This window comes from uncultured Oceanicoccus sp., assembly GCF_963968385.1.
GTDB lineage: Bacteria > Pseudomonadota > Gammaproteobacteria > Pseudomonadales > Dasaniaceae > Oceanicoccus.
In genome coordinates this window covers 21,885-28,897 of sequence record NZ_CAXAHB010000015.1, presented here as the reverse complement: position 1 = coordinate 28,897, position 7,013 = coordinate 21,885, and the positions used below count along the sequence as shown (strand labels likewise).

Sequence of the window (7,013 nt, the reverse complement as noted above, 5' to 3'; positions counted from 1 at the left end):
GTACGGGAATCGATCAAGAAATGCAGACTCTGCTTATGGTGCTGAAGAATACCTTCGTTGATTGTAAATCTTTCACCTTTACAAACCATATCGCTCTGGTAGAGTGTCGGTCTCTTTTACCATCTTGGATTGTTTAAGCAATATATATTCACGCGGGCTTTGGTAAGGTTCGCCACTGAAAGTAGGACAAAACATGCCTGTTATTACTCTGCCTGACGGTAGTCAGCGTTCATTTGATAATCCCGTTTCTGTTTTTGATGTCGCCATGGATATTGGTCCAGGGCTGGCTAAAGCATCCCTCGCTGGCAAGATTGCCGGTGAAATAGTCGATACCTCTTATCTCATTAAGGATGATATTGCGTTGGCCATCATCACCGAGCGTGATGAGGAAGGTTTGGCATTAATTCGCCATTCAACTGCACATTTAATGGCAATGGCCGTGCAGGATTTGTTCCCTGGTACGCAAGTGACTATCGGTCCCGTTATAGAAGATGGCTATTATTACGACTTCGCCGCTAAAACGCCGTTTAGTGATGATGATTTGCGTGCTATTGAAAAACGTATGACTGAAATCACTAAAGCCGATCATCCGATTGAGCGCGTGGTTATGCCGCGTGAACAAGCCGTTAAGCTATTTGCCGATATGGGCGAGGAATACAAAGTTCAGATCATTAACGAGCTGCCCGGCACTGAAGAAATCTCTATCTATAAACAAGGCCCGTGGATGGATTTGTGCCGCGGCCCGCACGTGCCCAGCACCGGTAAATTAAAAGCGTTTAAATTGATGAAGGTGGCGGGAGCTTATTGGCGTGGTGATTCCAGCAATGAAATGTTGCAGCGTGTTTATGGTACGGCGTGGACCAATAAGAAAGAACTGAAAGCTTATCTTCATCGGCTGGAAGAAGCTGAAAAACGCGATCATCGTAAGCTGGGTAAAAAATATGATTTGTTTCATATGCAGGACGAAGCACCCGGTATGGTGTTTTGGCACCCCAAAGGTTGGAATATTTATAAAACCATCGAAGACTATATGCGCCAGCAGCAGACTTTGCATAATTATCAGGAAATTAAAACGCCGCAGTTGGTTGATTTTACGCTGTGGGAAAAGTCGGGTCATGCCGCCAAGTTTTCCGATGGTATGTTTGCGCTTAAATCGGAAGAGCGCGATTTTGCCATCAAGCCGATGAATTGCCCCTGTCACGTGCAGGTGTTTAATCAGGGTCTAAAGAGCTACCGCGATCTGCCGCTGCGGTTGGCAGAATTTGGTTCCTGTCATCGCAATGAGCCGTCGGGTTCGCTGCATGGCATTATGCGGGTGCGCGGTTTTGTGCAGGATGATGCGCATATCTTTGTCACCGAGCAGCAGATCCAGTCAGAAGTGTCGCAATTTATCGACTTTCTGCATGAGGTGTATAAAGACTTTGGTTTTAGCGATTTGATTTATCGTCTCTCGACTCGTCCGGAACAGCGGGTGGGCAGTGATGAAATTTGGGATAAGGCGGAACAGGCGCTGGCAGAAGCGCTTGATAATCAAGGTCTATCTTGGCAAGAACTGCCCGGCGAAGGCGCATTTTATGGGCCTAAGATCGAATTTTCACTGAAGGACTGTATTGGCCGAGTCTGGCAACTGGGCACTATTCAGGTGGATTTTTCCATGCCTGGCCGCCTTGATGCCCAATATGTTGCTGAAGATGGCTCTCGCCAGACGCCGGTTATGTTGCATCGGGCAATACTGGGTTCATTTGAGCGATTTATCGGTATTTTGATCGAGCATTATGAAGGCGCATTTCCGGTCTGGTTGGCCCCAACTCAGGCGGTCATTGCCAATATCACCGATAAACAGTCGCCATTTGTTAAAAAAGTCCATCAATCGTTGAAAAATAAGGGTTTTAGAGTCGATGCGGACTTGAGAAATGAGAAGATCGGCTTTAAAATCCGCGAGCACACAATTCAGAAGGTTCCTTATTTGCTGGTAGTCGGCGATAAGGAGGTAGAAAATCAGACCGTGGCCGTGCGTGCGCGCAGTGGTGAGGACCTCGGCTCAATGTCAATTGAAGCCTTTGAGCAGCTGCTTGCTGATGATGTGGCCCGACGTGGCCGTGTTGTTTCCAGTCAGGCCGAGTCTGAACACTGAATTTGGACAATACCGGAGAAATAACGATTAAGCAAAAAGGTAAAAGCAAGCGGGCGACGATCAATGAAGAGATCGAAGCAAAAGAAGTCCGACTCATTGGTGCCGAAGGTGAGCAAGTAGGCATCGTACCGATCGAACAAGCACGCACAGCGGCGGCTGAACAATCGCTCGATTTGGTACAAATAGCAGATTCCGATCCGATAGTCTGTAAGATCATGGACTACGGAAAACATGTGTTCGAAGCCAAAAAACAGCAGGCTGCTCAGAAGAAGAAGCAGGTGCGGACACAGGTTAAGGAGATGAAATTTCGTCCTGGGACGGAAGAAGGGGATTATCAGGTAAAACTACGCAACCTGGTACGTTTCCTTGAGCAAGGGGACAAAGCCAAAGTGACATTACGTTACCGCGGCCGTGAAATGGCCCATCAGGAGATTGGTATGGAGCTACTCAAGCGGGTCGAAAAAGATCTGGAAGAGTTAGGCACCGTAGAGCAATTTCCAAAGATGGAAGGTCGTCAATTGACCATGGTCATTGCCCCAAAAAGTAAGAAGAAGTAAGTAGTGAGCTCATAGGGCCTATTTATCTTCTGTTTTTTTTAACGATTTAGACTGATTTTTCAGTTTCAAATGCGGAGTATCTAACGATGCCAAAAGCTAAAGTACATAGCGGGGCAGCTAAACGTTTCAAGAAGACCTCTTCTGGTTATAAACGTAAAAGCGCTCATAAAAGTCACATCTTGACCAAGATGACCACTAAACGTAAGCGTCAGCTACGTGGAACTTCTGAGGTTCACGCTTCAGATAAAGTGCTTATCGATCGTATGTTGCGCGCGAAGTAATCGCCGTCACACTCACTGGAATAGATTAGGAGACTAATATGCCTCGCGTCAAACGTGGTGTGGTAGCACACCGTCGTCACAAAAAGATTTTAAAACAAGCCAAGGGTTACTATGGTGCCCGTTCACGCGTATTTCGTGTTGCCAAGCAAGCTGTTATTAAAGCTGGTCAATATGCCTACCGTGACCGTCGTCAGCGTAAGCGTCAGTTTCGCGCCCTGTGGATTACTCGTATTAATGCTCAGTCACGTGCTAACGGTTTAGGTTACAGCCGTTTGATAGCTGGCCTGAAGAAAGCGGAAATCGGCCTTGATCGCCGTGTTCTTGCTGATCTGGCCGTGCATGACAAAGCCGCTTTTGCCGCTATCGTAGAGAAAGCAAAAGCAGCCTTGGCGTAATGGCGAGCCGGTCGCAAGACCGTTTAACGTTACCATACAACAGGGAAAGGGCTGCTGCTCTTTCCCTGTTGTCGTTTTAGTAGCACGATAAACATTAACGGCAACATCAGTAATAAGACACAACACCTATATTAGATAGAGAATAGAGAAGCGAATAGATGGAAAATCTGGAGTCTCTGGCCAACGCAGCCCGTGAAGCTATAGCGAGCGCAACCGATGTCGCCGCCCTAGATACCGTTCGGGTCGAATACTTGGGCAAAAAGGGCAGCATTACTGGTCTGCTTAAAGGCTTGGGTAAGCTCTCTGCTGAAGAACGTCCGGCAGCCGGCGCTGAAATCAACAGAATCAAACAATCTCTACAAGCCCTAATTGGCGAGCGTAAAGAGAGCCTTGAAGGTGCAGCCGTTGCAGCAAAACTGGCTAACGAAACGATTGATATTAGCTTGCCTGGCCGCGGTGAAACCGTTGGTGGCCTGCATCCGGTGACCCGCACCATTGAACGTATTGCAGAATTTTTTGAAGCCATTGGTTTTGAAACCGTTGAAGGCCCAGAAATCGAAGATGACTACCATAACTTTGAAGCACTCAATATTCCGGCGCATCATCCGGCACGTGCGATGCACGATACTTTCTATATTGATGAAACCACGGTATTGCGCACCCATACCTCACCGGTGCAGGTGCGGGTCATGGAGGCGACCGAGCCGCCGTTAAAGGTGATCTGCCCCGGTCGTGTTTACCGTTGTGATTCCGATTTAACCCACACCCCAATGTTCCATCAGGTAGAGGGTTTATTGATTAGCGAAAACGCTAGCTTCGCTGATTTAAAAGGTATCGTAGAAGAATTTTTACGCGTCTTTTTTGAAAAAGAATTGGCGGTACGTTTCCGTCCTTCTTACTTCCCATTTACCGAGCCTTCTGCAGAAGTCGATATTCAGTGTGTGATGTGTAACGGCGAAGGTTGCCGTGTATGTAGCCACACCGGCTGGTTAGAGGTGCTGGGTTGCGGCATGGTACACCCGCGGGTATTTGAGAGCACCAAGATCGATACTGAAAAATATACCGGTTTTGCCTTTGGTATGGGCGTCGAGCGTTTGGCGATGCTGCGTTATGGCGTTAACGATTTACGTTTGTTTTTCGACAATGACTTGCGTTTCCTTGAGCAGTTTAAATAATCATTCAAAGACTATAAAAACAGAGCTTTAACAACACCAGCGTTTAGGAATAGAGAATGAAAATCAGCGAAAAGTGGCTGCGCGAATGGGTCAATCCCGACGTTTCTACTGATCAGTTAGTTGAACAAATTACCATGGCCGGTTTGGAGGTCGATGGTACTGAAGCTGTTGCCGGTGATTTTTCCGGTGTCGTTGTCGGTGAAATCCTTGCGGTAGAACAGCATCCCGATGCTGATAAATTACGTGTTTGTCAGGTCGCCGGTGGTGATAAGGTGGTGCAGGTCGTTTGTGGTGCGCCCAATGCCCGTGCCGGTATTAAAATTCCCTTTGCTACGGTTGGTGCCAAGTTGCCGTCAGCCGATGGCAAAGGGTTTAACATCAAAAAAGCCAAACTGCGCGGTGTAGAATCTTTCGGTATGTTGTGTGCCGAAAAGGAACTGGATTTATCCGATGCCGATGAAGGTTTGATGGAGTTGGCGGCGGATGCGCCGGTTGGCACCGATTTGCGTGATTATCTTGAGCTGGATGACACCATTATTGAAGTTGACCTTACTCCTAACCGTGCCGATTGTTTAAGTATTGCCGGTATCGCCCGTGATGCTGGTGTGTTGTATAAAACCGAGGTGACTAAGCCAGCGATTAATGCCGTTGCCGCACAAATCGAAGACACGTTACCCGTTGAAATTCAGGCCGGTGCCGATTGCCCCCGCTATGTTGGTCGGATTATCCGTGGTGTCGATATTAGCCAGCCCAGCCCATTGTGGATGCAGGAAAAACTGCGCCGTTCAGGTATCCGTTCTATCGATGCCGTGGTTGATGTGACCAACTACGTTTTATTGGAACTGGGCCAACCCATGCATGCCTTTGATTTAAATTTATTAGCGGGTGGTATTCAAGTTCGGCTGGCTGAACAGGGTGAGCAGCTAGTGTTGCTGGACGGACAGGAACTGAAACTAAAGGCCGATAGTTTGGTGATTGCCGATCATCAGAAGGCTGTTGCTCTGGCGGGCATTATGGGTGGCGAAGCCACTGCGGTAACGGCAGACACCCAAGATATCTTCCTTGAAGCCGCTTTCTTTACGCCAAATAAACTAGCCGGTCGGGCGCGTGATTATGGTTTACATACCGATTCTTCTCACCGCTTTGAGCGCGGTGTGGATTATCAGCTACAAGTTACTGCTATGGAGCGTGCAACCGAGTTACTGCAAAGCATTGTCGGCGGCGAAGCAGGGCCGGTGATTGAAGTGAGCTCGGCAGCCGATTTGCCGACTTCAGCCACGATCGAATTACGTGAAGCCAGAATCGAGAAGCTTTTAGGCCTTAAGATCGCAAAAACAGAAGTCACCGATATGCTAAGCCGCCTGGGTCTGGCTGTGACTGAAACCGATCAGGGCTGGCAAGTCGTTTCACCCTCATGGCGGTTTGATATTGCTATTGAAGCCGATCTGCTGGAAGAAATTGCCAGAATCTACGGTTACAACCGTCTGCCGGTAACCAGTATCCACGCTGAGTTGAAATTAAAGCCAAAGACCGAAACCAAAATTGGCCTTAAAACAATTCGTCGCCAGTTAGTTGCAAGAGGTTATCAGGAAGCCATTACCTACTGTTTTGTTGAGCCCGCAATCCAACAGCTAGTTTGCCCACAGGATGACACGGTTGCCCTGACTAACCCGATCTCTGCCGATATGGCCGTGATGCGTACCAGCTTATGGCCCGGTTTGCTCAATGCCATGCAGCACAACCTTAATCGACAGCAAACCCGTGTGCGTATTTTTGAGAGTGGTCTGCGGTTTTTGCCTCAAGCCAATGGCTTGCCAGAGCAGGATGCTATGTTAGCCGGGGCCATTACTGGGCGTCGTGAGCCTGAATCCTGGTCTGAAAACGGTGAATTAGTCGATTTTTACGACCTCAAGGGTGATCTTGAGTCCGTTATTGCCCTATCGGGTAACCATACCGCCGTGTCATTCGAGAAGGGTGAACATCCGGCTCTGCATCCGGGTCAGACAGCCGCCATTATCGCTAATGGTGAGTGTGTGGGCCATATGGGTGCCATCCATCCCGAGCTGCAGAAAAAGCTCGGTTTTGCCCAAGCCATCTATCTTTTTGAGGTCAAATTGTCGGCTATTACCACATCAGAGCTGCCAAAATTCACAGAACTATCAAAATTCCCAGAAGTTCGCCGAGACTTGGCTATTATTATAAACCGCGAAATTGAAGCCGATGCGGTGCTTAAAACCGTTCAAAAAATGGCCGGTGAACACCTTCGTAACCTCAGGTTATTTGACATCTATGAGGGTAAAGGTATTGATCTTAAAGAAAAAAGTCTGGCTCTCGGCTTGACGTATCAGCATTCTTCGCGCACTCTTAATGAAGATGAGGTCAATGCCTCTGTCGATTGCGTGGTGACAGAACTGCAAACTCGGTTCGGTGCTACGTTGAGAAACTAAACAAGTCAGCAATCTCGTTGACGA

General features: G+C 48.2%; 6 protein-coding genes. All 6 read left to right on the top strand.

What is annotated here, in order from left to right:
- The first annotated feature begins 193 nt into the window (after positions 1–193).
- Positions 194–2,134 carry a threonine--tRNA ligase gene (thrS, locus tag AACP44_RS03030; protein ID WP_339338875.1) on the top strand — a complete coding sequence of 647 codons (1,941 nt, stop codon included), beginning with the start codon at positions 194–196 and terminating at the stop codon, positions 2,132–2,134.
- A gap of 26 nt (positions 2,135–2,160) precedes the next feature.
- Positions 2,161–2,691 carry a translation initiation factor IF-3 gene (gene infC, locus AACP44_RS03025; RefSeq protein WP_339338877.1) on the top strand — a complete coding sequence of 177 codons (531 nt, stop codon included), beginning with the start codon at positions 2,161–2,163 and terminating at the stop codon, positions 2,689–2,691.
- Positions 2,692–2,777: 86 nt separating this feature from the next.
- Entirely contained in the window at positions 2,778–2,972 is a 195-nt protein-coding gene (rpmI, locus tag AACP44_RS03020; RefSeq protein WP_339338873.1) for a 50S ribosomal protein L35, read from the top strand.
- A gap of 38 nt (positions 2,973–3,010) precedes the next feature.
- The gene (rplT, locus tag AACP44_RS03015; protein ID WP_339338871.1) at positions 3,011–3,367 is read left to right on the top strand and encodes a 50S ribosomal protein L20; all 357 of its coding nucleotides are present in this window, start codon (positions 3,011–3,013) and stop codon (positions 3,365–3,367) included.
- A 158-nt stretch (positions 3,368–3,525) separates the two neighbouring features.
- Entirely contained in the window at positions 3,526–4,542 is a 1,017-nt protein-coding gene (gene pheS / locus AACP44_RS03010) for a phenylalanine--tRNA ligase subunit alpha (RefSeq protein WP_339338869.1), read from the top strand.
- Between the two features lie 56 nt (positions 4,543–4,598).
- Positions 4,599–6,989 (top strand): phenylalanine--tRNA ligase subunit beta, encoded by a 2,391-nt coding sequence (gene pheT / locus AACP44_RS03005; RefSeq protein ID WP_339338867.1) that lies wholly within the window; start codon positions 4,599–4,601, stop codon positions 6,987–6,989.
- Positions 6,990–7,013: the final 24 nt, after the last annotated feature.

Bases quoted from the DNA above. Each gene is read 5' to 3' on its own strand.
- thrS (WP_339338875.1), top strand. From the start codon at position 194: ATGCCTGTTATTACTCTGCCTGACGGTAGTCAGCGTTCATTTGATAAT.
- rpmI (WP_339338873.1), top strand. From the start codon at position 2,778: ATGCCAAAAGCTAAAGTACATAGCGGGGCAGCTAAACGTTTCAAGAAG.
- rplT (WP_339338871.1), top strand. From the start codon at position 3,011: ATGCCTCGCGTCAAACGTGGTGTGGTAGCACACCGTCGTCACAAAAAG.
- pheS (WP_339338869.1), top strand. From the start codon at position 3,526: ATGGAAAATCTGGAGTCTCTGGCCAACGCAGCCCGTGAAGCTATAGCG.
- pheT (WP_339338867.1), top strand. From the start codon at position 4,599: ATGAAAATCAGCGAAAAGTGGCTGCGCGAATGGGTCAATCCCGACGTT.